The organism is Pseudomonas sp. S1(2024) (assembly GCF_046557535.1).
Genome location: NZ_JBKGFP010000090.1, coordinates 24,384 through 45,015 on the forward strand (window position 1 = coordinate 24,384; position 20,632 = coordinate 45,015).

Annotated in this window: 24 protein-coding genes; 13 read left to right on the forward strand and 11 right to left on the reverse strand. The window is 61.8% G+C overall.

All coding sequences use genetic code 11. The annotated features are described in order from the left end of the window. Positions 1-19 precede the first annotated feature (19 nt). The 3 genes from ggt to ACLCGK_RS24860 form a co-directional block, all read right to left on the reverse strand. Positions 20-1,687, reverse strand: a complete 1,668-nt coding sequence (gene ggt, locus ACLCGK_RS24850) for a gamma-glutamyltransferase (RefSeq protein WP_410953164.1) — start codon at positions 1,685-1,687, stop codon at positions 20-22. Between the two features lie 117 nt (positions 1,688-1,804). Continuing rightward, positions 1,805-2,701, reverse strand: a complete 897-nt coding sequence (locus ACLCGK_RS24855; RefSeq protein ID WP_015271809.1) for a LysR family transcriptional regulator — start codon at positions 2,699-2,701, stop codon at positions 1,805-1,807. A gap of 72 nt (positions 2,702-2,773) precedes the next feature. Continuing rightward, positions 2,774-3,364 (reverse strand): NAD(P)H-dependent oxidoreductase, encoded by a 591-nt coding sequence (locus ACLCGK_RS24860; protein ID WP_039613053.1) that lies wholly within the window; start codon positions 3,362-3,364, stop codon positions 2,774-2,776. Between the two features lie 156 nt (positions 3,365-3,520). On the opposite strand from ACLCGK_RS24860, the gene ACLCGK_RS24865 reads away from it, so the two are divergent. Then, the gene (locus ACLCGK_RS24865; RefSeq protein WP_003258316.1) at positions 3,521-3,835 is read left to right on the forward strand and encodes a putative quinol monooxygenase; all 315 of its coding nucleotides are present in this window, start codon (positions 3,521-3,523) and stop codon (positions 3,833-3,835) included. Here the strand turns inward: ACLCGK_RS24865 and ACLCGK_RS24870 are convergent. Then, the gene (locus ACLCGK_RS24870) at positions 3,825-4,589 is read right to left on the reverse strand and encodes a sulfite exporter TauE/SafE family protein (RefSeq protein WP_367244663.1); all 765 of its coding nucleotides are present in this window, start codon (positions 4,587-4,589) and stop codon (positions 3,825-3,827) included. The two genes, ACLCGK_RS24865 and ACLCGK_RS24870, sit on opposite strands and share 11 nt — an antisense overlap. Positions 4,590-4,666: 77 nt before the next feature. Here ACLCGK_RS24870 and ACLCGK_RS24875 point away from each other — a divergent pair, with 77 nt between their 5' ends. From ACLCGK_RS24875 to ACLCGK_RS24905, 7 genes are all read left to right on the forward strand, one after another. Then, positions 4,667-5,548, forward strand: a complete 882-nt coding sequence (locus ACLCGK_RS24875; protein ID WP_410953165.1) for a LysR substrate-binding domain-containing protein — start codon at positions 4,667-4,669, stop codon at positions 5,546-5,548. A 281-nt stretch (positions 5,549-5,829) separates the two neighbouring features. Next, on the forward strand, positions 5,830-6,435 hold the full coding sequence (locus ACLCGK_RS24880) for a CDP-alcohol phosphatidyltransferase family protein (protein WP_013974233.1): 606 nt from the start codon (positions 5,830-5,832) through the stop codon (positions 6,433-6,435). Between the two features lie 30 nt (positions 6,436-6,465). Then, positions 6,466-8,220 carry a bifunctional alpha/beta hydrolase/class I SAM-dependent methyltransferase gene (locus ACLCGK_RS24885; RefSeq protein WP_410953166.1) on the forward strand — a complete coding sequence of 585 codons (1,755 nt, stop codon included), beginning with the start codon at positions 6,466-6,468 and terminating at the stop codon, positions 8,218-8,220. Next, on the forward strand, positions 8,221-9,552 hold the full coding sequence (locus tag ACLCGK_RS24890) for a phosphatase PAP2/dual specificity phosphatase family protein (RefSeq protein WP_410953167.1): 1,332 nt from the start codon (positions 8,221-8,223) through the stop codon (positions 9,550-9,552). Next, the gene (locus ACLCGK_RS24895; RefSeq protein ID WP_410953168.1) at positions 9,549-9,980 is read left to right on the forward strand and encodes a hypothetical protein; all 432 of its coding nucleotides are present in this window, start codon (positions 9,549-9,551) and stop codon (positions 9,978-9,980) included. The genes ACLCGK_RS24890 and ACLCGK_RS24895 overlap by 4 nt, the downstream gene beginning before the upstream one ends. Positions 9,981-9,990: 10 nt before the next feature. Then, a complete protein-coding gene (locus tag ACLCGK_RS24900) occupies positions 9,991-10,614 on the forward strand; it encodes a lysophospholipid acyltransferase family protein (protein WP_102083310.1) in 624 nt (207 codons plus the stop codon). A gap of 1 nt (position 10,615) precedes the next feature. Continuing rightward, a complete protein-coding gene (locus tag ACLCGK_RS24905) occupies positions 10,616-11,548 on the forward strand; it encodes a phosphatidate cytidylyltransferase (RefSeq protein ID WP_410953169.1) in 933 nt (310 codons plus the stop codon). Between the two features lie 18 nt (positions 11,549-11,566). On the opposite strand, the gene ACLCGK_RS24910 is transcribed toward ACLCGK_RS24905, so the two are convergent. The 3 genes from ACLCGK_RS24910 to ACLCGK_RS24920 form a co-directional block, all read right to left on the reverse strand. Continuing rightward, positions 11,567-11,974 carry a type II toxin-antitoxin system HicB family antitoxin gene (locus ACLCGK_RS24910; RefSeq protein ID WP_003258416.1) on the reverse strand — a complete coding sequence of 136 codons (408 nt, stop codon included), beginning with the start codon at positions 11,972-11,974 and terminating at the stop codon, positions 11,567-11,569. After that, a complete protein-coding gene (locus tag ACLCGK_RS24915; protein WP_003258415.1) occupies positions 11,971-12,198 on the reverse strand; it encodes a type II toxin-antitoxin system HicA family toxin in 228 nt (75 codons plus the stop codon). Before ACLCGK_RS24915 ends, ACLCGK_RS24910 begins: the two co-directional genes overlap by 4 nt. Before the next feature lie 196 nt (positions 12,199-12,394). Then, positions 12,395-12,670, reverse strand: a complete 276-nt coding sequence (locus ACLCGK_RS24920) for a metal/formaldehyde-sensitive transcriptional repressor (RefSeq protein ID WP_410953170.1) — start codon at positions 12,668-12,670, stop codon at positions 12,395-12,397. A 70-nt stretch (positions 12,671-12,740) separates the two neighbouring features. Between ACLCGK_RS24920 and dmeF the strand changes: the two genes are divergently transcribed. From dmeF to ACLCGK_RS24940, 4 genes are all read left to right on the forward strand, one after another. Continuing rightward, the gene (gene dmeF, locus ACLCGK_RS24925) at positions 12,741-13,688 is read left to right on the forward strand and encodes a CDF family Co(II)/Ni(II) efflux transporter DmeF (RefSeq protein ID WP_410953171.1); all 948 of its coding nucleotides are present in this window, start codon (positions 12,741-12,743) and stop codon (positions 13,686-13,688) included. Positions 13,689-13,784: 96 nt separating this feature from the next. Continuing rightward, positions 13,785-14,129, forward strand: coding sequence for a cupin domain-containing protein (locus ACLCGK_RS24930; RefSeq protein WP_003258412.1), 345 nt, complete (start codon positions 13,785-13,787; stop codon positions 14,127-14,129). Positions 14,130-14,436: 307 nt separating this feature from the next. Beyond that, on the forward strand, positions 14,437-14,925 hold the full coding sequence (locus ACLCGK_RS24935) for an Hcp family type VI secretion system effector (protein ID WP_023663075.1): 489 nt from the start codon (positions 14,437-14,439) through the stop codon (positions 14,923-14,925). A 10-nt stretch (positions 14,926-14,935) separates the two neighbouring features. Then, positions 14,936-15,913: a hypothetical protein gene (locus tag ACLCGK_RS24940; protein ID WP_247846565.1), complete on the forward strand. Its 978-nt coding sequence runs from the start codon at positions 14,936-14,938 to the stop codon at positions 15,911-15,913. Between the two features lie 482 nt (positions 15,914-16,395). On the opposite strand, the gene mmsB is transcribed toward ACLCGK_RS24940, so the two are convergent. Next, complete coding sequence (gene mmsB, locus ACLCGK_RS24945; RefSeq protein ID WP_015271823.1) at positions 16,396-17,283, reverse strand: 3-hydroxyisobutyrate dehydrogenase; 888 nt, start codon at positions 17,281-17,283, stop codon at positions 16,396-16,398. A gap of 10 nt (positions 17,284-17,293) precedes the next feature. Then, positions 17,294-18,820, reverse strand: coding sequence for a CoA-acylating methylmalonate-semialdehyde dehydrogenase (locus ACLCGK_RS24950; protein WP_410953172.1), 1,527 nt, complete (start codon positions 18,818-18,820; stop codon positions 17,294-17,296). Positions 18,821-18,952: 132 nt separating this feature from the next. Between ACLCGK_RS24950 and ACLCGK_RS24955 the strand changes: the two genes are divergently transcribed. Next, positions 18,953-19,903, forward strand: coding sequence for a LysR family transcriptional regulator (locus tag ACLCGK_RS24955; RefSeq protein ID WP_039613063.1), 951 nt, complete (start codon positions 18,953-18,955; stop codon positions 19,901-19,903). Positions 19,904-20,060: 157 nt separating this feature from the next. Here the strand turns inward: ACLCGK_RS24955 and ACLCGK_RS24960 are convergent, their stop codons facing one another. Both ACLCGK_RS24960 and ACLCGK_RS24965 read right to left on the reverse strand, forming a co-directional pair. Beyond that, positions 20,061-20,312 carry a DUF3077 domain-containing protein gene (locus tag ACLCGK_RS24960; RefSeq protein WP_410953173.1) on the reverse strand — a complete coding sequence of 84 codons (252 nt, stop codon included), beginning with the start codon at positions 20,310-20,312 and terminating at the stop codon, positions 20,061-20,063. 1 nt (position 20,313) lies between these two features. Next, positions 20,314-20,577 (reverse strand): hypothetical protein, encoded by a 264-nt coding sequence (locus tag ACLCGK_RS24965; protein ID WP_085720972.1) that lies wholly within the window; start codon positions 20,575-20,577, stop codon positions 20,314-20,316. Between the last annotated feature and the right edge of the window lie 55 nt (positions 20,578-20,632).

Sequence of the window (20,632 nt, forward strand, 5' to 3'; positions counted from 1 at the left end):
GGCCGGCACTGACGACCGCTTACTTGATGACCATCCCTACCCCACGCCCACGCGGATCCGAAGCGGTCTCCAGCTTCGTCCCATCAACCCGGATCGCCTGGATATCGCCCATCTCCCAGCCCTGGTCCTCCAGCACATAGCCCATCTTCTTCAGTTCATCAGCCACCGGCCCGGTAAGCGGTGCATAGCTGTCGAAGTAGATGGTGTCCTTGGGCAGCAACTGATGGTGCACGCGTTGCGCCGCCACCGCCTTGTCCAGCGGCATGCCGTAGTCGTACAGGTTGTTCATCACCTGGAAGATCGAGGTGAAGATCCGCGAGCCACCTGGGGTGCCGATGACCAGCTCGACCTTGCCATCGCGGGTCATCAGGCTGGGGCTCATGGACGACAGCATGCGCTTGCCCGGGGCGATGGCATTGGCATCGCCACCTACCACACCAAAGGCGTTCGCCGCCCCCGGCTTGGCGCTGAAATCGTCCATCTCGTCGTTGAGCAGGAAGCCGGCGCCTTTCACCACCACACCACTGCCGTAGTCGAGGTTGAGGGTGTAGGTGTTGCTGACCGCATTGCCCTGCTTGTCGACGATCGAGAAGTGCGTGGTCTGGTGCGGTTCCAGGCCCGGCTTGACCTTGTCGGTATCGGAAATGGCCTTCGGGTTGACCTGCGCGGCGCGCTTGGCCAGGTAGTCCTTGGCCACCAGCTGATCCACCGGCACTTTGGTGAAGGCCGGGTCGCCAAGGTAGTCGGCGCGGTCGGCAAACACGCGCTTCTCGATCTCGGCTAACAGGTGTATGTACTGCGCCGAGTTGTGCGCCACACCCTTGAAGTCCGCCGCGCGGTTTTCCTTGATGCCGAGCAGCTGGGCCAGGGCGACGCCACCGGAGCTTGGCGGTGGCGCGGTATACACCACGTTGCCACGCCAGCTCACGGCCATCGGCTCACGCCATACGGCCTTGTAGTCCATGAGGTCCTGTTTGGTGATCAGGCCCTTGTCGGACTGCATCTGCGCCACCAGCAGGTCTGCAGTCTTGCCCTGGTAGAACTCGCTCACGCCCTTGTCGGCGATGCGCTCCAGGGTCTGGGCCATTTCCGGTTGCTTGAACAGCTCGCCGACCTTCATGTTGCCGAAGTAGTCGTTGAAATTGGTCGCGGTCTTGAACATGCCCTGGGCGTCGTTGCGGTACTGGTACTGCTTGGCCGCAACCTTGAAGCCGTTTTTCGCATAGCCGATGGCCGGGGTCAGCAGTTCGCTCCAGGGCAGCTTGCCGAACTTCTGATGCGCCTCCCACAAACCCATCACCGTGCCCGGAACGCCAGCAGCACGTGCCCCGACCAGGCTGAGGTTTTCGATGACCTCACCCTTTTCGTCCAGGTACATGTTGCGCGTGGCGGCCTTGGGCGCGACTTCGCGGTAATCGAGGAAGTAGGGTTTGCCGTCGACGAACAGGGTCATGAACCCGCCACCGCCGATGTTGCCAGCCTCGGGATAAGTCACCGCCAGGGTGAAAGCCGTGGCCACTGCCGCATCCACCGCGTTGCCGCCTTTCTTGAGGATATCGGCGGCCACCTGTGCACCATATTGATCGGGCGCGGCCACTGCGCCGCCCTCAAGATTGGCGGCATGGACCGAGGAACAGCTCAGGATCGCGGCTGCGAGAGCCAGGTACTGGAACGGAGCAATACGCATGACACTTCCTTGGTGTTGTTTTTGTTGAGCAGTCAGTAAGGCCGAAGCGCTTCGACTGTGCAATCAACCGCAGGAAGTTTCGCCGCCCGTGGACAGGACCTGTCGCGTTCAGGCAACTCAGCTGGCGTACATCGCCAACTTGCGCTGGATGAAATCGAGGAAGCATTGGATACGCAGCGCCAGCTGGGTGTTGCGGTAGTACACCGCATGGATCGGCTGGCGATAGCCGTTGTTGGCTTCGCTCAGCAGCACTTGCAGGCGCCCGGCGCGGATGTCCTCGTGGGTCATGAAGTGCGACAGGCTGACGATGCCCTCGCCGGCCAGCGCCAATTGGCGCAAGGTCTCGCCGCTGGAGGCGATCAGCGACGGGCGAATGCTCCAGCGGTCCCCCTGGGCATGGCGCAGTGGCCAATGGTTGAGCGATTCGGGCTGGCTGAAGCCGAGCAGGCAGTGGTTGGCCAGGTCCTCGACCCGCTGCGGCGTGCCGTGTTGCTCGAGGTAGGCCGGGCTGGCCAGCACCTGTACCGGGCTGCATCCCAGGCTGCGCGCGTGCAGGCTGGAGTCGGCCAGTTCACCGATGCGGATCGCCACATCGGTGCTTTGCTCCAGCAGGTCGATGATCAGGTCGTCGGTATTGAGTTCCAGTTCGATACCAGGGTATTGGCGGCGGAACTCGCCGATCCACGGCAGGATGGCATGCAGCATGAACGGCGCGGCGGCGTTGATGCGCAGGCGCCCGGTAGGGGTCTGGCGGTTCATCGACAGTCGCTCTTCCATCTCGTCCATCTGTTCCAGGATCAACCGCGCGCGCTCGAGGAAGAAGCGGCCCTCCTCGGTCAGGTCCATGCGCCGGGTGGTGCGGTTGACCAGCGTGGTACCCAGCTTGCCCTCAAGGCGCGACAGGGTACGGCTGACGGCGGACGGAGTCTGGCCCATCTGCTCGGCAGCAGCGGAAATCGAGCCGCAGTCGATGACGGTGACGAATACCTGGAGTTCTTCGGATCGGGTTTTCACATCTGCGCCTGTGGTTGGTCTCTGCCGGGATAGATAGCCGCTTGTCTAGGCCAAGTCCAGCACAGAAAAACCTTACTGTGCCTTGCCAAACACCTTGTCCAGATGCGCCTCATAGGCTGCCAAAGCAGCCGGCACATCAGGCCGCTTCATCACATCCACCGCCAGGAAAGTCGGCAACCCGGTCATGCCGAGGAACTGGTTGGCCTTGTGGAATGGGAAGTACACCGCGTCCACCCCCTTGCCCTCGAAGAAATCGCTAGGGTCGTCGAATGCCTGCTGCGGTGCATTCCAGGTCAGCGAAAGCATGTACTGCTTGCCGTGCACCAGGCCACCACTGCCGTACTTCTGCGAGTGGTCCGAACGGGTACGGCCGTCGTTGGCATACAAGCTACCGTGGCCGGCGGTGAACACCTCGTCGATGTACTTTTTAACGGTCCATGGCGCGCCCATCCACCAGCCGGGCATCTGGTAGATGACCACATCGGCCCAGAGGAACTTCTCCACCTCTTCCTGGGCATCATAGCCACCGTCGATGAAGGTCTGGCGCACATCGAAACCGGCCCGGTCCAGGTGAGCGATGGCCGCTTCGTGCAAGGTCGTGTTCAGACGACCGTCGGAGTGGGCGAACTGTTTACCACCGTTGAGCAAAAGGATCTTCTTCATGCGGGCCTCGCGGAAAAAATTCAGGCCGGCAGGTTAGGGGCTCGCGGGCGCGGGATACAGTAATGCAGCGGCAAAATACAATTGACCTGAAGTCACGAATCAATAATGCATTATTGCCTTAGAATCTCATCACCTCCCATCACCGAGTAGCGACCCATGAGTGAGCAGTACGCCTTCATCCTCAAAGCCAAGACCCGCCCGGAAATGGCTGAAGCGTTCGAAACCCTGTTCCGCGCTTACGTCGAGCCAAGCCGCCAGGAGCCGGGCTGCATCGAGTACCACATGCTGCGCGACAAGCAGGACCCGAGCCTGTTCGTGTTCTTCGAGGTCTGGGCCGACAAGGCCGCGCTGGATGTGCATTCGGCACTGCCGCACATGACCGCGTTCTTCGAAAAACGCATGGACTACCTGGAACGCGATTTCGACATCCAGATGATCGACATGCTCAGCGCATCAAGCGCTAACCGCTGATCAGCAAATGGCCGCCGAGCGCGGCCAGGCCGATAAAGAAGCACCGTTTGAACAGCGGCGTACTGATGCGCTGACGCAGCCACTGGCCGGCCAGCATGCCGACGAAGGCCGGCGCCAGCATCAGCAGCGAAGCACCCAGCGCCTGGCCACCCAGGGCATGCTGCCCGGCCAGGCCAACGGCCAGGGCCAGGGTCGAAACCGTGAACGACAGGCCCAGGGCCTGGACCATCTGATCCCGATTCAAACCCAGGCTCTGCAGGTAGGGCACAGCCGGTATCACGAACACCCCGGTCGCCGCCGTGACCACGCCCGTGACCAGCCCGCAAAGCGGCGCCAGCCAAGGCTCCCGCCCCGGTGCCAGGCGCAGGCCCGGACCGACCAGCCCGTATAGCGCATACACCATCAAGGCCGCGCCCAGTGCATGTGCGGCCCAAGGGCCGCTGTTGATCCCCAGCCAGGCGCTGCCCAGCAAGGTACCGACGAAGATCATCGCCAGCATCGGCCACAGGCGTGCCAGCAACCTCCGCAGGTGCCCCCCACTGGCCAGCTGCCAGAGGTTGGTGAGGGTCGAAGGCACAATCAGCAATGCCGCAGCCTGCGCCGGTGACATAGCCAAGCCCAGCAGGCCCATGGCGATTGTCGGCAGGCCGAGGCCGATCACGCCCTTCACCGCGCCGGCCAGCAGGAAAGTCAGTACCACCAGCAGCGACAGCGCTGGGCCAATGTTCTGGTAGAAAGCGAGCAAGGTATTCATGGGCCGATAATGGCGTGCGCCAGCTGGGCTGAAAATCTGCCATATACTCAGCCAGACTCTTGCCAGGACAGAGCCACATGCATTTCGACCTGATCGACCTCAGGCTGTTCCAGCACACCCTGGAGTGCGGCAACATCACCGCCGGTGCCAGCCGCAGCCATCTTTCGCTGGCAGCAGCCAGTGCGCGGATCCGCGCCATGGAGGCTTCGCTGGGCATCCCTTTGCTGGAACGCAACCGCCGTGGCGTGCAAGCAACTCTGGCCGGCCAGGCACTGCTGCAGCATGCCCGGCTGATATCGCAGCAGGTCGAGCGCCTGCAGTTCGACCTGGGCCAGTACGTTCAAGGGCAGCAAGGCCAGGTGCGCCTGCTGTGCAACACGGCTGCACTCACGGAATACCTGCCGGAGCTGCTGGCCGGCTACCTGGCTGAAAACCCAGGCGTCAGTGTGGATGTGCAGGAGTTGCCGAGCCTGCGCATCGTGCAGTCGATTACCCAGGGCATGGCGGACCTGGGCATAGTTTCGACCGCCGCCCCCAGCGAGCACCTGCAGACCCGGCCGTTTCGCGAAGACCCACTGGTGCTTGTAACGCCGCAGCGCCATCCACTGGCCAGCGAGGTAGCGCCGAGCTTCATCGATAGCCTGGCCCATGGCTATGTCGGCCTGGGTGCCGGCAGTGCACTGGCGTTGTACCTGGAAGAGCAGGCACTGCGCGAGGGGCGGCGCATGCGGGTTCGGGTGCGTGCCGAAGGGTTCGATGGCGTGATCCGCATGGTTGCGGGCGGAGCCGGAGTAGGGATTGTGCCGCTGGCTGCGGTGAAGCGCTGGCAAGGGGTGTTGCCGTTGCACTGGGTGGCGCTGACGGAACCATGGGCCAATCGCCGGTTGCTGGTGTGTGCACGCGATTTTGCGGCATTGCCGGGGTATGCCGCAGGGTTGGTAACCACCCTCACCCGCTGACGAAGTGGATGGCACGGGCTTCGCCCGTGTTCGCGGGCGGGCCCGCTCCCACAGGATATGTGGTATCTCTCGGATGGACGCTATACCTGTGGGAGCGGGCGAGCCCGCGAAGCAGGCACCGCGATTGATGGCACGGGCTTCGCCCGTGTTCGCGGGCGGGCCCGCTCCCACAGGATATGTGGTATCTCTCGGATGGACGCTATACCTGTGGGAGCGGGTTTACCCGCGAAGAAGGCTCACACACAATGGCGCCATAACGCCCCACCGAAAAGGACTTTCCAGTGGCATCGATCTACCAGCTCAAACCGCACTTCCAGGCCATGCTCCGCCCTGCTGTCCAGCGCCTCCACGACCGCGGTGTCACCGCCAACCAGGTCACTGTCGCCGCCGCCCTGCTGTCGATCCTGCTGGGCCTGCTGCTGGCTGCCCTGCCCCATCTCACCTGGCTGTTCATCCTGGTGCCAGTCTGGATGCTGCTGCGCATGGCACTGAACGCTGTCGACGGCATGCTCGCCCGCGAGTTCGGCCAGCAATCCACCCTCGGTGCCTACCTCAACGAACTGTGCGACGTGATCGCCGATGCCGCGCTGTACCTGCCCTTCGCCCTGCTGGCCGGTGTATCGCCAACCTTGGTCGTGCTCGTGGTGCTCAGCGCCACCTTCAGCGAATACGCCGGTGTCATGGGCCCACTGGCCGGTGCTTCACGGCGCTACGATGGCCCAATGGGCAAGAGCGACCGGGCCTTTGCCTTCGGTGTGCTGGGTACCGGTGTCGCCCTAGGCCTGCTGAATGGCACCTGGCTCAACGGCTTGTTGCTGGTCATCCTCGCACTCTCGCTCTATACCCTCTACAACCGGGTTCGCCAGGGGCTGGCCGAAACCCGCTGAGCCCACTGCCGTCGCAAAAGGATGTCGACCATGCGCCAAGCGCAAGCGCTGCACTTCTCCACCCATGACGGCGTCGAGCTGCATTACCGTCACTGGCCTGCCACGCGTAACCAACACCAGCCACGCCGGGCCGTGGTGATGTTCCATCGCGGCCACGAACACGGCGGGCGCATGGCACACCTGGCCGACGAGCTGGACATGCCGGGCTACGATTTCTTCGCCTGGGATGCCCGCGGCCACGGCCATTCGCCGGGCGCGCGTGGCGACAGCCCGGGCTTCGCCACCAGCGTGCGCGATGTGCAGACCTTCATCGAGCACATCCAGGCCAGCCATGGCATCGCCGAACAGGACCTGGTGGTGCTTGCGCAGAGCGTAGGGGCCGTGCTCGTCGCCACCTGGGCCCACGACTACGCGCCCAAGGTGCGCTGCCTGGTGCTGGCCTCGCCAGCGTTCAAGGTCAAACTGTATGTGCCGTTCGCCCGCACCGGCCTGAAACTGCTGAAAGCCTTGCGCGGAAACTTCTTCGTAAACAGCTACGTCAAGCCCCGCCTGCTCACCCACGACCCCGAACGGGTCATGTCGTACGTGGCCGACCCGCTGATCAGCCGGCCGATTTCGGTAACCATGCTGCTGGGCCTGTACGAAGCCGCCGACCGGGTGGTGGCGGATGCCCAGGCCATTCAGTTGCCAACCCAGCTGCTGGTGTCCGGTGCCGACTTCGTGGTCGAACGCCAACCGCAGGAACGCTTCTTCGAACGCCTGGGCAGTGCGCGCAAGGAAATGCACATCCTGCCAGGCTTTTTCCACGACACCCTTGGCGAGCGTGACAGGGCCCATGCCTTGCGGCGCATCGAGCGGTTTGTCGAACATTGCTTCGCCAGCCCCGCCGCCCTGCCGTCACTGCTCGATGCCGACAAGACCGGCGCCAACTGCGCCGAAGCCGAAAGCCTGGCCGCACCGCTGCCGCGCAACTCACCCCGCGACCTTTACTGGCGTGCTACCCGTGCCGGGCTGCGTCTGGGCAAGGGGCTGTCCGAAGGTGTGAAGCTGGGTTTCGAGACCGGTTTCGACTCGGGCAGTACCCTGGACTACGTGTACCGCAACCAGCCGACTGGCAAAGGCAAGCTCGGCCGCCTGATCGACCAGAACTACCTCGACGCCATCGGCTGGCGTGGCATCCGCCAGCGCAAGCTGCACATAGAGGAACTGCTGCGCCTGGCCATCGTCCGCCTGCGCGAACAGCAGCGGCCGGTGCACATCGTCGATATCGCCGCCGGCCATGGCCGCTACATTCTCGAGGCCCTGCAGGAGCTCGAACAGCTGCCGGATTCGATCCTGCTGCGTGACTACAGCGAACTGAACGTGCAGCAAGGCAGCGCACTGATTGCAGAAAAGGGCCTGGCCGACATCGCCCGCTTCGTCCAGGGCGATGCCTTCGACCGCCAGAGCCTGGCGACCCTGGAACAACCACCGACCTTGGCCGTGGTCTCCGGCCTGTACGAACTGTTCGCCAGCAACCAGTTGGTAGGCAACTCGCTGGCCGGCCTGGCGGATGCGCTGGAAGATGGCGGCTATTTGGTCTACACCGGCCAGCCGTGGCACCCGCAACTGGAAATGATCGCCCGCGCCCTCACCAGCCACCGCGGCGGGGAGGCCTGGGTGATGCGTCGCCGCAGCCAGGCCGAAATGGACCAGCTGGTAGAAGCGGCGGGGTTCCGCAAGCTGGCCCAACGCATCGATGAATGGGGCATTTTCAGCGTCAGCCTGGCACAACGGGTGCGCTGAATGAGCCCATCACGCGAGCCCCGGCTGATCCGCCGAGGCGTGTTCTGGCTTCTGTTGCTGGGGCCGCTGTTTTTCCTCAGTTACGGGCTGGCGAACAACCATACCGCCGGGCGCAGTGATGTCGGCAGCCTGGTGTTCGGCTGGGAAAGCCGCATGCCGTTGTGGCCGTGGACGATCATCCCGTACTGGTCGATCGACCTGCTCTACGGTTTGTCCTTCCTGCTGCCACGCGCGCGCCAGGAAATGGACCGGCACGCGCTGGCGCTGCTCACCGCGCAGCTGATCAGCGTCAGCTGCTTCCTGCTCTGGCCGCTGCGTTTCACCTTCGAGCGGCCGGAACTGGGCGGGGTGTTCGGCTGGATGTTCGATGTGCTCATGGGCTTCGACAAGCCGTTCAACCAGGCACCGTCGCTGCATATTGCCCTGCTGGTGATCATCTGGACGATGTTTGCCCGGCACGTGCAGCGCCAGCCCTGGCGTTGGCTGATGCATGGCTGGATGGCACTGATCGGGGTCTCGGTACTGACCACCTGGCAGCACCATTTCATCGACGTGCCGACAGGGGCATTGGCGGGGTTCGTCTGCGTCTGGTTGTGGCCACATCAAGGGCAACTGCCTTGGCAGCAGGTGCGCCTTGCGCGGGATGCCAAGCGTTGGCGGTTGGCGTTGTTCTATACAGTGGGTGGGCTGCTGTGCGCAGTGCCTGCCGTTGCGTTGGGCGGCGCCTGGCTGTGGTTGACCTGGCCGGCCGTGTCGCTGGCTTTGGTGGCGCTGAACTATGGCGTGCTCGGTGCGGGCGGGTTCCAGAAAGGCGCCGATGGGCGCTTGTCGAATGCAGCCAGCTGGCTGCTGGCACCGTACCTTATTGGGGCGTGGGTCAACTCGCGGTTGTGGACATGGCGGCACCCGCAGGCGGATGAAGTGTGTGATGGCGTCTACCTTGGGCGGATTCCTGGGTGTGACGCGCAGTTCGCTGCGGTAGTCGATTTGTGCGCAGAGCTACCGTGCCATGTTCAGGACAGCGCTCCTACACAGGTCGCGTCCGCCGTTGGCTACGCATGTTTTCCTACCCTGGACCTGATCGCCCCGGAAAGCCCATTGCTGCACCAAGCCGCCGTCGCCATCGAACGCCTGCGCTCGCAAGGCCCGGTGCTGGTCTGCTGCGCCCTGGGCTATTCGCGCAGCGCCAGCGCCGTGGCAGCCTGGCTGGTACTCACGGGCCGCTGCAGTGATGCTCGCCAGGCCGAAGCGCTGATCCGCAAGGCCCGCCCTGGCGTGGTGCTGCACAGCGCACACCGCCAGGCCTTGCAACAGCTAGGGACACAACCATGACGCTGTACGTGGTGGCCAGCCTGCTGGGCCGAGGCAAACAACTGGAACGCCTGTCGGACGGCCTCACCCTGCTGGCCCTGGCCTACGGCTTGGCGCCCTTGCTGGGTGCCCAATTGCAACCGCTGGCCAGCCTGCTGTGCATTGCGCTGCTGGTACTAGGCGTGCTGCACAAGTACTGGGCCATCCGTGTGGCCATCGATGCCCAATTGTTCGCCCGCCTCGCCGCCAGCCGCGACCTTGCGGCGGACACCCTGGCCCTGGACCACGCACTGTTCGAGCTGAAACTCAAACCGCAGGCCGCCGACACCCGAGCATGGCCTGCCCGTAGCCGGGCCGCGCTGGCCCTGTTACGCCGCCAGGCAGTGTGCCTGGGCCTGCAGCTGTCGCTGGCCTTGGCTACCCTGCTGACACTGCCTTTGAAGGGATGACTACCGATCCATGCTCGCCAACCTGACCGCCTACCTCATCACTTCCGCCGCCCGCCTGATCACCGGCGCCCGCGCCCTGTGGCTGGGCTGCACGCCGCTGCCGGTGCAGCGCCTGTATTTCGCCAACCACAGCAGCCATGGTGATTTCGTGCTGCTGTGGGCCTCGCTGCCGCAGCCGCTGCGCAAGCGTACCCGTCCGGTAGCCGGTGCCGATTACTGGGCCAAGCCGGGCATTCGCGATTTTCTTATCCGCAAGGTCTTCAACGGTGTGCTGATCAACCGGCAACACAGCCCCGGCCAGGGCAGCCCGTTGCAGCCGATCCTCGAAGCAGTGGCCCAGGGCGACTCGCTGATCTTTTTCCCGGAGGGCACTCGCAATCTCGGCGACGAGCCGCTGATGCCGTTCAGGAGCGGGCTGTACCACTTGGCAGCAGCCAACCCCGAAGTCGAACTGGTGCCGGTATGGATCGCCAATCTCAACCGGGTGATGCCCAAGGGTCGCGCCCTGCCGTTGCCGTTGTTGTGCACATTGAGCTTTGGCGAGCCGCTGCACCTGCAGGCGGATGAAAGCAAGCAAGCCTTTCTCGAGCGGGCCAGCCGGGCCTTGCTGAACCTGGCCCCCAAGGATGCCTGAGATGGACGACAACACCCTTTCCCTGTTTGCCGGCATCGGCGCCCTGCTGCTGCTCGCCAGCGTGATCGGCCGCCTGCTCAAATGGCGCGCCGGCCCGGCACCGCACGCGGTGATCGACAACCTCAACGCCCGCATCAACGCCTGGTGGGTGATGGTGCTGGTGATCGGCATCGCCTTCCTGTTCGGCAAGTACGGCGTGATCGTGCTGTTCTACGGCATGTCGTTCTATGCCTTGCGCGAGTTCATGACGCTCACCCCGACCCGGCGCAGCGATTACCCGGCGCTGGTGGCGGCGTTCTATGTGGCGCTGCCGGTGCAATACGTGCTGATCGCCATGGACTGGTACGGGTTGTTCAGCATCTTCATCCCGGTGTACCTGTTCCTGTTGCTGCCGATCCTGGCCAGTTTCGGCGGCGACACCACGCGCTTTCTCGAGCGCGCCTCGAAGGTGCAGTGGGGGCTGATGATCGCGGTGTACTGCGTGTCGTCGGTGCCGGCATTGATGACCCTGGACATCCCGGGTTACGAGGGCCGCAACCTGCTGCTGATTGCCTGGCTGATCCTTGTGGTGCAGATCAGCGACGTGCTGCAGTACGTGTGTGGCAAGCTGTTCGGCAAGCATAAGGTAGCGCCCAACCTGTCGCCATCCAAGACCGTCGAAGGCCTGGCCGGCGGCGTGGCACTGGCCACCCTGATCGGCGCGCTGCTGTGCTGGATCACCCCGTTCACCTTCTGGCAGGCCGCGCTGATGGCGTTGGCGGTGAACGCCATGGGCTTCTTCGGCGGGCTGGTGATGTCGGCGATCAAGCGCGACCGTGGGGTGAAAGACTGGGGGCACATGATCGAAGGCCACGGCGGCATGCTCGACCGCATGGATTCGGTGTGCTTTGCCGCGCCGGTGTTCTTCCACTTTGTGCGGTATTGGTGGGCGTAGCGAAAGTGAGCCTACCGATTAGTGCGAAAGGGCCAACTCTCGCAGTGCAGCCGAAGCCAGAAAACCGGAGCGGGACGCATAGCGATGATCACGCTTCACTTTTTCGTCGATTCGTTGAAGCAGGTTTTCCGGCAGCGTTGCATTGAAGCGAACCGCCTTACCCAGGTACGGGGTGACATCAAAATCCACAACGGCCCAGACCCCGCCTTCATAGTCAGGGTTTGCCACATGGACGTCGACTTCCTGTGCCTGCGGCAATGCCTCGTTATCTGCGACCAACCCTTCAAAATGTAGTGCCAGCGCTTCCTGAACATTCTCCAGTGCTTTTGCAACAGTGGCACCGGCGCTGAAGCAACCGGGCACATCAGGTACGGTCACGCCGTAGTCCGAGTCGGCGTCTTTGTGCAATACGACCGGGAATTTCATTGACTACCTCCGTTGATGCTCGTGCTGGCAGTGCCGTTGGCTTGAATCAAGCCAGCCTGCTTCAAGATGCTGCGTACTGTGCCCTTGGGGAGCTCACTCTTGGGATGAGGAACCGTGACTCGCCCCCTTTTTGTCGGGTGCCTGAACTGGTAATGACTTCCTTTCACATCAACCTGGTACCAGCCGTCGGCTTCAATAAGCTGGATAACTTCGCGACTGCGCATTCATTCTTCCTCGGCAGTCGATGTGTATCATACACACCGAATTGACCAGAACAAAGCGCACTACACACTATGCACACGTGTCGCGACCAGCGGACAGATTGGATGGCAAAGTAGGAACATGCCTTCTGACACGCAGGAAATCAGCAAGTACCATTGGGTACCAATACCCCCCTAGGGTATCGGTACCGCCGGTCTGCTACTTGAGGTACGACCGCAGCAACATCGCCACCTTGTCCGCCTCGTCCTGCCGCTCCTCGGCACTCAGCCCGTCCGCCACCAGGTGTTCGCGGATATGCCCTTCCATCACTTCGGCCATCAGCCCGTTCACCGCACCGCGCACGGCGGCGATCTGCTGCAGTATCGCCAGGCAGTCCTTGTCCTGCTCCAGCGCTGTCTCCAGGGCGGCGGCCTGGCCTTTGATCTTGCGCACCCGGGTCAGCAGCTGCTTCTTGCTCTTCAGGGTATGTGCCATTGGGTTTCACACCATGCTAGGTATACTGGGGTATAGTATATTTCTCGACGTTCCGGGAGCATGATAAACCATGGCGACACAAACCTCAGACCGCTGGCAGCACAGCCACCAGTTCCATACCAGCAACCTGAGCGCCGAGCGCAAGACGCGCCTGGCCGTGTGGCTGACCGCAGTGATGATGGTGGCGGAAATTACCGGGGGCTGGTTCTTCAATTCCATGGCGTTGCTGGCCGACGGCTGGCACATGAGCTCCCACGCCCTGGCCCTGGGCCTGTCGCTGCTGGCCTATGCCGCCGCGCGGCGTTATGCCGGCGACCGGCGCTTTGCCTTCGGCACCTGGAAGATCGAGATTCTCGGCGGCTACTCCAGCGCCCTGCTGTTGCTGGGCGTGGCCGGGCTGATGGCATTCCAGTCGGTGCAGCGCCTGCTGGCACCGGGGCCGATCCACTATGACGAGGCGATCTTCATCGCCGCCGTGGGCCTGGCCGTCAACCTGATCTGCGCCTGGCTGCTGCGTGACGACCATCACCATCACGATCATCACCACCATGGCCACGACCATCACCATGACCATGATCATGGCCACCATCACCACGACCTGAACCTGCGCTCGGCCTACCTGCACGTGATGGCCGACGCCGCGACCTCGGTGCTGGCTATCGTCGCCCTGCTGGCCGGCAAGTACTGGGGCGCAGGCTGGCTCGACCCGGTCATGGGCCTGGTCGGTGCGCTGCTGGTGGCGCTGTGGGCCCGCGGGCTGCTGCGCGATACCGGGCGGGTGCTGCTGGATGCGGAGATGGACGCGCCGGTAGTGGAGGAAATCCGCGCGGTGGTCGCGCAGCTGCCGGTGCCGGCCAGCATCACCGACCTGCACGTGTGGCGCGTGGGCAAAGACCAGTACGCCTGCATTCTCGGCCTGGCCGCCCGGGCCGAACTCAGCGCCGACAGCGTGCGCCAGGCCTTGGGCGTACACGAAGAACTGGCGCACATCACCGTCGAGGTCAACCGCCTGGCATAGCGCGACCAGACAGCTGGACGTCGAGCCCAGGCAACTGCGGCTCGGCCAATGGCCCTATGGTGACGAGTCATTCAGCCAGTCACCAGGAGTTGTGCCATGTCCGATTTCATCACCGTCCTGCGCGAAACCTGCCCGACGCCGGTCGTGGACGCCACCAAGTGGAAGCGCATCGGCGGCGATCCGCACACCGTCAACCTCAACGCCTACCTGTCGGCCGACGGCAGCAAGATCATGGGCACCTGGATCTGCACCCCGGGCAAGTTCGAGGTCAACTACGAGAAGTGGGAGTTCTGCCACTTCCTCGATGGCTACTGCATCATCACCCCGGAAGGCGAAGAGCCGAAGCACCTGAAAGCGGGTGATGTGTTCGTGATCGAACCGGGGATGAAAGGCACCTGGGAAGTGGTCGAGACCGTGCGCAAGTACTTTGTCTTTGCTTGATTCATAAGCGGACCTTGGTTTGGGTCATGTGGGATGAGTGAAAATTCCCACATGACTCTGCTCGCAATTCAACATGATGAATAAGGCAACCAGAAGTTAAGTAAACATCATCCTACTGCAAGGGTAACAGTTACATTTTTTGACATATAATTTCAGCTTTCCCCCTTCATTTGTAGTCCATTCCTGAACTGCACCTCTTCATTCCCTGAAGTATTGCCCCCGACTCATCGCAGGCCTAGGCTCTGCAAATCAGCCGGGTCACCGGGCAGCAATACCCAATTGATTCAATTCTCAGGGAGAAGAAAACATGGCTTTCGACGCCTACATTCAGATCGACAACATTCCAGGTGAAGCACTGGACGCGCAATACAGTAAATGGATCGAAGTGCTTGGCTACGATTTCGGCGTCAGCCAAAGCACATCTGCCACTGCAAGTTCTACTGGCGGAGCCACTTCCGGCCGTACCTCTGTCACCAACTTCACTTTCACCAAATACCTCGACAGTGCCAGTTGCAAACTGATGGAAGCCAGTTGCACCGGGCAGCACCTCAAGGAAGTGAAACTGGCACTCTGCCGCGCGGGTGGTGACAAACTCAAGTACTACGAAATAATCCTCGAGGAAGTGATCATCGCCGAATATTCGCAGAGCGTGGACACCGGCGTACCGCTTGAAGTAGTGCAGCTCAACTACGGCCGGATCAAGACCACCTATACCCAGCAGCGGCGCATTGATGGCGCCGGTGGCGGCAATATCGCCGGCGGCTGGGACCGGATCGGCAACAAGAAATACGCGTAAGGACAAGGCTATGTCTGAAGCCCGGGCGTTTCTCAATCTCAAGCTGCAAAACTATCATAGGCTGAAATCCGACCTGGCGCTGACCGGTCATTCCCTGGAAAAGTTTGACGTGCTGAATTCGCACATCGCCAATACTGTGGTCCGTAGCGGTGAACTTATCATCATCGGCGATCCCACCACGGCTTCCTGCACCAGCCAGGAAGCCTGGATGATGAGACAGGCGACGATTGCGCACATGGGGCTGATGCGCAACGGCCAAGGTGTGGATAACTTTTTCCTGGACAATTTCGAGACCTTGAAGAGCCTCATCGCGCATGCATCTGTGGGCGCTGGTGTAGTCAGTGAAGGGTGGAGCAAGCACCTGAAAGCTATCGAGGCCACCTTGATGGATATCGAGAAGCTGCATCAACAGCATCTCGGGTCAGGGGCCATGGAGGCTCGCGATCAGTTCTATGCAAAGCGTGCCGTCTTGTTCATGAAGTTGGATGAGCAGCTGAACAAGCTGGCGGCTTACGGTTCCGGGATAAGGAACAAGGGCTCGATCAAAAGGACGCTGGGGATATCCACAAAGAGTTATTTGCATACCGGCGAGATTGCAGGATATGCCAACAAAGTCTCAGGCGTGGCGACGGCTGCTAATTTGATCAAGAAAGGAACGTATGTAGGGATTGCATTAGACGTCGCTGCCACGGGCCTGGAGATACATAAAGCCTGTACGCTCGGACGCGAGGAGGAATGCAAAAAGGCGCAGTATGTCGAGGTTAGTTCATTAACCTTGGGTTTGTTGGGTACTACTGCTGGGGCAGCCAGTGGCAAGCTTATTCTTGGTGCTGCTTGCAGCGTGGTGTTTGGCGTAGCGACAGGTGGAACCGGAGCACTCGCTTGTGGGATATTCGGCGGTACAGTGGGGGGAATGGCAGGCGGAAAATTTGGGAATGAAGCAGGCGCCTGGGCTGGGGAACTTCTATACGAGGCAGTCGCAAAATGACAATCATGCACTGGATTTTTTTAGTCTACAGCATGACAGTCACAACTTTACTTTTCTTGAACCTGGCATTAACAATATATATCGCTCATCGCAAAATTGATTACATTGAAGGATTTTTATTAAATTGCAATGCAATAACCGGTGAAAAAAAACTCTGGCTACATGCTGGCTTGATGGGAAAATTCTTTCGACTAACGAATATATCATTCATACTGCTCATTCCTAAAATCTATGCACGAAAAAACCTCATTGACATCAAGGAAATAAATAATCTACCTTCAAAAATCAAGACCCTCCTAATCTTCATAGGCTCCTCGCTTTTGATATTGACTATCGCATTTTTTGGTTTGGGAATTTTCATGTATTACTTACCCCCCCCTTGCCTAAATAATGCTCAAAAAACATCGCAGTACGGGCCCCCTCCCCTCTGGTGCGCAGTTACAGAGGGAAGGCCGCCCGGCCCGCGATAAAGTCCTCGCTCGTCAATCCTTCTTGCGGTAACCCTCGACGATCGCCGAGAAGTCCTTGCCACCCTCGCCGCGCAGGCTCATGGCCTGGTACAGCTGCTGGGCCACGGCCCCCAGGATCACCGGTTGATGCGCCTGGCGTGCAGCCTCGGTGGCCAGCCCCAGGTCCTTGAGCATCAGCTCGGCGCCAAAGCCACCGGTATAGCCACGCGATGCCGGCGCGGTTTCGATGATGCCCGGCCACGGGTTGTAGGTGTCCGAGCTCCAGCAACGCCCGGTCGAACTGTTGATGATGCCGGCCAGCACCTTGGTGTCGATGCCCAGCGCGTTGCCCAGGGCCATGGCCTCGGACACGCCGATCATCGAGATACCCAGCAGCAGGTTGTTGCAGATCTTGGCGATCTGCCCGGTGCCGACTTCACCGCAGTGCACGATGTTGCGGCCCATCTGCTCCAGTACCGGCTTGAGGGTGGCAAACAGCTCGGTGCTGGCACCGACCATGAAGGTCAGGGTGCCTGCCGCCGCGCCGCCGGTGCCACCGGACACCGGTGCATCGCCCATGTCCACGCCCTTGGCCGCTGCGGCCTTGGACACATCACGCGCCGTCTGCGGGTCGATGGTGCTGCAATCCACGGTCGGAGTGCCGGGGCGAATGCCCGCCAGCACACCGTCTTCGTTCAGGTACACGCTGCGCACATGGGCAGCAGCCGGCAGCATGGTGATCACCAGCTCGCTGTTGGCCGCCGCGTCCTTGGGCGACGGGCTGACCTGCCCGCCCAGTTCTGCCAGCTCGGCCAGCACAGCCTTGTTCAGGTCGAACAGGTTCAGTTGGTGCCCGGCCTTGATCAGGTTGCGGGCCATGGGTGCGCCCATGTTGCCCAGGCCAATGAATGCGATACGCATGACTCTCTCCTTAGCGCAGGCTGATGGTGGTGTTCACACCATCGTTGACACTGTCGTCATCGAACCAGCGGGCGGTGACGGTCTTGGTCTGAGTGTAGAACTGCACCACTTGCTTGCCGTACGGGCCGAGGTCGCCGAGCTTGGAGCCACGCGAGCCGGTGAAGCTGAAGAACGGTACCGGTACCGGGATCGGGATGTTGATACCGACCTGGCCGATGTCGATTTCGCTCTGGAACTTACGCGCTGCCGCGCCGCTCTGGGTGAACAGGCCGGTACCGTTACCGAACGGGTTGGCGTTGACCAGGGCGATGGCCTCGTCGAGGGTGTCGACCTCCAGGGTCACCAGCACCGGGCCGAAGATTTCCTGGGTGTAAACCTGCATGTCGGTCTTCACGCCCGAGAACAGGGTCGGGCCAATGAAGTTGCCTTGCTCGTAGCCCGGTACCGTGACGTCACGGCCGTCGAGTTCCAGCTTGGCGCCTTCCTTGATGCCGCTTTCGATCAGGCCCAGCACACGCTCCTTGGCGCGTTTGGAGACCACAGGACCGACATCGGTGCCTGGCTCGCAGCCGGCATTGACCTTGAGCTTGCTGGCCGCTTCCTTGATATCCGGCAGCCATTCACGGGCCTTGCCCACCAACACAGCCACCGAGGTGGCCATGCAGCGCTGGCCCGCTGCGCCGAAGGCGGCACCGACCAGCGCGTTGACGGTTTGCGTGCGGTTGGCATCAGGCAGCACCACCGCGTGGTTCTTGGCGCCCATCATCGATTGCACGCGCTTGCCGTGCTGGCTGCCCAGGTTGTACACGTGGGTGCCCACTTCGGTGGAGCCGACGAAGGAAATCGCCTTGATGTCCTGGTGGGTGCAAATGGCATCCACCACTTGCTTGCCGCCGTGCACCACGTTGAGCACGCCAGCCGGTATGCCGGCTTCCAGCGCCAGTTCGACCAGCAGCATGGTCGACAGCGGGTCCTGCTCGGACGGCTTGAGCACGAAGGTGTTGCCGCAGACGATGGCCATGGGGAACATCCACAGCGGGATCATCGCCGGGAAGTTGAACGGGGTGATGCCAGCGCATACGCCGATCGGCTGGCGCAGGGTGTAGGTATCGACGCCGCCGGCAACGTTCTCGGCGAATTCGCCCATCTGCAGGGTGCCGATGGAGGCGGCGTGCTCGACCACTTCCAGGCCGCGGAAGATATCGCCTTCGGCGTCGGCCAGGGTCTTGCCCTGCTCGGCACTGAGGACTTGGGCGATGCGTTTGGTGTTTTCGCGGATAAGCGCCTGCAGCTTGAGCATGATGCGCATGCGCGCGCCGATCGGCGTGTTACGCCAGGTCTGGAAGGCACGGTGGGCAGCGGCCACGGCTGCGTCGACTTCTTCGACGGTGGCGAACGGTACGCGCGCCAGCACCTCTTGGGTAGCCGGGTTGACGATGTCGCGCCATTCGGTGGTCTTGGACTCGACCCATTGGCCGTCGATCAGCAGCTTGACCTGCTCGATTTTGGTCTGGTTAGGGGATTGCGGTGCGTTCATCTGCGTTCTCCTTGGAATTATTGTCGGGACGAGATCGCCATTGCCGGGCAAACGCGAGGTGGCGTCCTGAGGCTTGTTTCGAGTATAGATGTGCAAACATCCAACAAGAACGCACAAAAAAACCGGATCATCATGCAAAAAGACCTCACATCCCTGAGCGCGCTCAACTGGGACGACCTGAAGTTCTTCCTTGAAGTGGCGCGTACGCGCAAGGCCAGCAGCGCCGCCAAGCGCCTGAGCGTGGACTACACCACTGTGTCGCGGCGCATCAGCTCGCTGGAGGGGGCGCTGGGCACCTTGCTGTTCGAGAAATCCCGGACCAACGGCTTTGTCCTCACCGCCGAGGGCCAGCGCTTGCTGGGCTATGCCGAGTCGATCGAGAGCACGCTGCACATGGCCTGCGAGCAGGTATCCGGGTCGGGCGTGGCGTTGTCGGGGCATGTGCGCATGGGCTGCACCGAAGGCTTCGGCAGCTTCTTCGTCACCCCGCAGCTAAGCCACTTCGTCGATGCCTACCCGGCGATTTCGGTGGATATCCTGCCGCTGCCGCACTTCATCAGTCTGTCCAAGCGCGAGGCGGACATCGTCATCGCCCTGGAGCGGCCGGAGCATGGGCCTTATGTGTGCTGCAAGCTGTGCGACTACCGCTTGCGGCTGTACGCGACCCAGGACTACCTGGACCGCCATGCACCGATCAACCAGATCGCGGACCTGGCCAGGCACCCGTTCATCAGCTACGTGGACGACCTGGCGTTCAGTTCGGAGCTGCTGTACCTGGCCAACCTGATCCCCAGCGCCAGCGCGCATTTGCGCAGTACCAGCGTGATTGCGCAGTACACGGCAGCGTTACAGGGGCGTGGGCTGGCGATCTTGCCGTGCTTCCTGGCGGCGCAGGACCCGCGGCTGGTGACGGTGTTGCCGGAGGAGATCGAGGTGACACGGCAGTTCTGGATGTATTGCCGGGAGGATTTGAGGAAGTTGAAGCGGATTACGCTGCTCTGGGACTACATTCGCGGGGTGACGGAAGCGAATGCACCGTTGTTGATGGGTGAGACGCGGGAGATGCGCTTTGCTCAGGAATGAGGGGCTGCTGCGTAGCCCATCGCCGGCAAGCCAGCTCCCACAAGGTCTGCGCCGGATTCAAGGCATGCGCAGGACCTGTAGGAGCGGGCGTACCCGCAAACACCGGCGCAGCCGGTGCCAGTCACTTGAGCAAGGGCCGCGTCGCGGCCCTATCCCTTCAGCTCATTCTTCTGGACATTCCTAGCTCCATATCATCAATCAACGCTTTCGCCATCTCACTGAGAATGCGCGCGGCACTGCCTGCAATCCGGTCATTCTCCATCTCTGCCTCTGTCGTGAGGTGGCGAATACAGCCAAGCAGCACAGACAAATGCGTGAAGGCATGACTGAATGGCACGTTTGGCTGCAAGCGGAACAGATCGAAGGTTTCCATACCCGCTGTCGAGGAGTTTCTTGGATCATCGCTCATATCATTGCTCCCTGATGCGGGTGCTGGTGTGGTCCGTCAGAGCGTGAATTGCTCGACACAGTAGGCGAATGTTCATGCCCATGGCGTCCTGTATAAGGCCGGGGCCGCTGTCGATCAGTACGGTAGTGGTGTGATCCACGGTAAGAATCAGAGCACTGAGCAGCTGATCACATTCTTCTATGCTCGGAGGATCTTGAAGTGAGAGATTGGGTGGGTCGAGTTGCAGAAGGGCTGAGGCGTGTGGATCGGAGACGAGCTTTTTCATAATAGAGTTCCCCTGAACGACATGAGTACCGGCCCGGCCGAGGCCGGGCCGCGCA

Excerpts from the sequence above, each read along its gene's own strand:
- ggt (WP_410953164.1), bottom strand. The coding sequence starts at position 1,687 with ATGCGTATTGCTCCGTTCCAGTACCTGGCTCTCGCAGCCGCGATCCTG.
- ACLCGK_RS24860 (WP_039613053.1), bottom strand. The coding sequence starts at position 3,364 with ATGAAGAAGATCCTTTTGCTCAACGGTGGTAAACAGTTCGCCCACTCC.
- ACLCGK_RS24865 (WP_003258316.1), top strand. The coding sequence starts at position 3,521 with ATGAGTGAGCAGTACGCCTTCATCCTCAAAGCCAAGACCCGCCCGGAA.
- ACLCGK_RS24870 (WP_367244663.1), bottom strand. The coding sequence starts at position 4,589 with ATGAATACCTTGCTCGCTTTCTACCAGAACATTGGCCCAGCGCTGTCG.
- ACLCGK_RS24875 (WP_410953165.1), top strand. The coding sequence starts at position 4,667 with ATGCATTTCGACCTGATCGACCTCAGGCTGTTCCAGCACACCCTGGAG.
- ACLCGK_RS24885 (WP_410953166.1), top strand. The coding sequence starts at position 6,466 with ATGCGCCAAGCGCAAGCGCTGCACTTCTCCACCCATGACGGCGTCGAG.
- ACLCGK_RS24890 (WP_410953167.1), top strand. The coding sequence starts at position 8,221 with ATGAGCCCATCACGCGAGCCCCGGCTGATCCGCCGAGGCGTGTTCTGG.
- ACLCGK_RS24895 (WP_410953168.1), top strand. The coding sequence starts at position 9,549 with ATGACGCTGTACGTGGTGGCCAGCCTGCTGGGCCGAGGCAAACAACTG.
- ACLCGK_RS24900 (WP_102083310.1), top strand. The coding sequence starts at position 9,991 with ATGCTCGCCAACCTGACCGCCTACCTCATCACTTCCGCCGCCCGCCTG.
- ACLCGK_RS24905 (WP_410953169.1), top strand. The coding sequence starts at position 10,616 with ATGGACGACAACACCCTTTCCCTGTTTGCCGGCATCGGCGCCCTGCTG.
- ACLCGK_RS24910 (WP_003258416.1), bottom strand. The coding sequence starts at position 11,974 with ATGAAATTCCCGGTCGTATTGCACAAAGACGCCGACTCGGACTACGGC.
- ACLCGK_RS24915 (WP_003258415.1), bottom strand. The coding sequence starts at position 12,198 with ATGCGCAGTCGCGAAGTTATCCAGCTTATTGAAGCCGACGGCTGGTAC.
- ACLCGK_RS24920 (WP_410953170.1), bottom strand. The coding sequence starts at position 12,670 with ATGGCACATACCCTGAAGAGCAAGAAGCAGCTGCTGACCCGGGTGCGC.
- dmeF (WP_410953171.1), top strand. The coding sequence starts at position 12,741 with ATGGCGACACAAACCTCAGACCGCTGGCAGCACAGCCACCAGTTCCAT.
- ACLCGK_RS24930 (WP_003258412.1), top strand. The coding sequence starts at position 13,785 with ATGTCCGATTTCATCACCGTCCTGCGCGAAACCTGCCCGACGCCGGTC.
- ACLCGK_RS24935 (WP_023663075.1), top strand. The coding sequence starts at position 14,437 with ATGGCTTTCGACGCCTACATTCAGATCGACAACATTCCAGGTGAAGCA.
- ACLCGK_RS24940 (WP_247846565.1), top strand. The coding sequence starts at position 14,936 with ATGTCTGAAGCCCGGGCGTTTCTCAATCTCAAGCTGCAAAACTATCAT.
- mmsB (WP_015271823.1), bottom strand. The coding sequence starts at position 17,283 with ATGCGTATCGCATTCATTGGCCTGGGCAACATGGGCGCACCCATGGCC.
- ACLCGK_RS24950 (WP_410953172.1), bottom strand. The coding sequence starts at position 18,820 with ATGAACGCACCGCAATCCCCTAACCAGACCAAAATCGAGCAGGTCAAG.
- ACLCGK_RS24955 (WP_039613063.1), top strand. The coding sequence starts at position 18,953 with ATGCAAAAAGACCTCACATCCCTGAGCGCGCTCAACTGGGACGACCTG.
- ACLCGK_RS24960 (WP_410953173.1), bottom strand. The coding sequence starts at position 20,312 with ATGAGCGATGATCCAAGAAACTCCTCGACAGCGGGTATGGAAACCTTC.
- ACLCGK_RS24965 (WP_085720972.1), bottom strand. The coding sequence starts at position 20,577 with ATGAAAAAGCTCGTCTCCGATCCACACGCCTCAGCCCTTCTGCAACTC.